Origin of the sequence: Bradyrhizobium sp. CCBAU 45389 (assembly GCF_028128625.1) — a bacterium.
Taxonomy (GTDB): Bacteria; Pseudomonadota; Alphaproteobacteria; order Rhizobiales; family Xanthobacteraceae; genus Bradyrhizobium; species Bradyrhizobium liaoningense_B.
The window spans coordinates 2,123-4,247 of record NZ_LBIY01000006.1; the positions used below are offsets into that span (position 1 = coordinate 2,123).

Consider the following 2,125-nt stretch of genomic DNA (forward strand, 5'->3'; position numbering starts at 1 on the left):
AGAGAGCTCTTCGGTGGCCGAGGCGACCGCCTGAACATTGGCCGAAGCTTCCTGCGAAGCGCTGGCGACCTCCGTCGACAGGTCCTGGGCGCGCGTGGCCGTCGTGGTCAGGGTGCCGGCGGACGCCTCGAGTTCGCCGGACGCCGACGACACCGTATCCACGATCTCGCCGACCGCACGCTCGAACTGATTGGCCAGGTTTCTCATGTCTTGCTTGCGGTTCTCGGCCTGCCGGGCCTCGACCTCGACCTGCTCGTGGCGCAGGCGGTCGGTCTCGACCATGCTTTCCTTGAACACCTGGATCGCCTTGGCCATGTCGCCGATCTCGTCGCGATTGCCGCGGCCGGGGATCTCGACCTTGAGATCGCCGCCGGCCAGCAGCCCCATCGCCCGGGTCATCGTGGACAGCGGACCGACGATGCTGCGGGCGATCAGGAAGGCGACGATGCCGCCGAACAGGATCGCAAGACCGCCGGCGACCTCCTGAATCCAGGTCGTATTGGCGATGACGCCATCGGCAGCCGCGCGCGACTTCTGGTAGTCGGCCTTCAGTGCGGTCTCCGCCACCTTGAGCTTGTCGACGCTTTCACCGATCAGGGGAGCGATCTCGTTGCGGTAGATTTCATCGGCCTGGAGGATTGCGGCCGAGGTCGTCTCGAAGGCCGACTTGTAGGCCGAAAGCGAGCTCTTGATCGGCCCGAACGCGGCCTTGACCTCGTCCGGCAGACCGGCCCCCTCCAGTGACTTGAGCGCCTGCTGCGCCCGATCGACATTGGTCCTGAAGGTCGCCGGCCCCTTTGCGTCCCGGACGGCGAGGAAGCGCCAGTTTGCGACCCGAACCAGCAGGATCTTGGATTCAAGATCGGCGACGGGAGCGCTCACGCTGGTATCGCCGGTTTCACGCGCGGCGTCGACCAGCTTGCCGGTGTTGGCGGTCAGTTGGTCGCCGCCGGCGAGCAGGATGGCCTTGCCCTTGGTCGTCTCATTGACGGCGGCGCCCATGCGCTCGCGCAGGGACTTCAACTTTTCGATGTCGCTGGTGAGGCCGTTATAGATCTTGAGCCGCTCCTCGGAGAGGGTGGCCTTGGCCGCAGCCTTCAACAGCTCGACCGTCGCCGCCTCCCGTTCCGCGGCTTCCTTGAAGGCCGGCTCGTTGGCGTCATAGATGTAGCGGAGATTGGCGCGCCGCAGCGCCTGCAGATTGATCGAGATTTCCTGGACGCGCGCGGTGTTGTCCGAGAGGACGGACAGGCGCTCCATCTGGCCCTGGACCGCCCACAGATTCCAGACCGCGACCGCGGCCATCACCAGGCCAAGGACCACGAGAACCGAAAATCCGGCGTACAGACGCCCCCGAATTCCCAAACGCAAGCTCGGCATCACTGTCCACCCATAGCAGGAAGAAAAGACAAGCAGCCGACGGCGTTCTCGCGATCGCAACGACGACTCGTTGCAACCCACGTCCCCCAAGGAATCGTGCTGCACTGCCGTACAATGCGGAACAAGTGTTAATTGAGGCTGTATTTTACCGGTGCCGAGTACGGAGAAGCCGACGAAGGCATCGCCCTCGTCTGCTCCGATGAACAAGAGTTGGGCACTGGCGGCACGGCGGTGGCCTGATCAAGCCACAGCATCGCTTGAGGTCCACGCGCATGCGCGTGGACCTCTGTTTTTGAGACTTCAGGCGGCGTGGACCGAGCTCAGGAAGTGCGCGACTTCCTGCTTCAGCCGGTTGCTGTCCGCCGACAGCGAGCGCGCCGCCGACAGCACCTGCGAGGACGCCGATCCCGTTTCGGAGGCCCCGCGCTGCACATCGCCGATATTGGTCGAGACGCGCTGGGTGCCGTGGGCGGCCTGCTGGACGTTGCGGGAGATCTCCTGCGTCGCCGCGCCCTGCTGCTCCACGGCCGCGGCGACTGCCGACGAGATCTCCGACAGCCGCTCGATGGTGCCGCTGATCTCCCTGATCGAGCCCACCGACTGCTCGGTGGCGGCCTGGATGCTGGAAATCTGCTGGCCGATCTCGCCGGTCGCTTTCGCGGTCTGCTCGGCCAGCGCCTTGACCTCGGAGGCGACCACGGCGAAGCCGCGGCCGGCTTCGCCCGCGCGTGCGGCCTCGATGGTG

At 65.6% G+C, this 2,125-nt stretch carries 2 protein-coding genes; both read right to left on the minus strand.

The window, feature by feature from the left end:
- The coding region (locus tag XH79_RS04695) for a HAMP domain-containing methyl-accepting chemotaxis protein (protein ID WP_271580876.1) at window positions 1-1,380 on the minus strand (1,380 nt) is incomplete at its 3' end.
- Window positions 1,381-1,680: 300 nt separating this feature from the next.
- Window positions 1,681-2,125 (minus strand): methyl-accepting chemotaxis protein (locus tag XH79_RS04700; protein WP_271580877.1); only part of this gene is annotated, 445 nt, incomplete at its 5' end.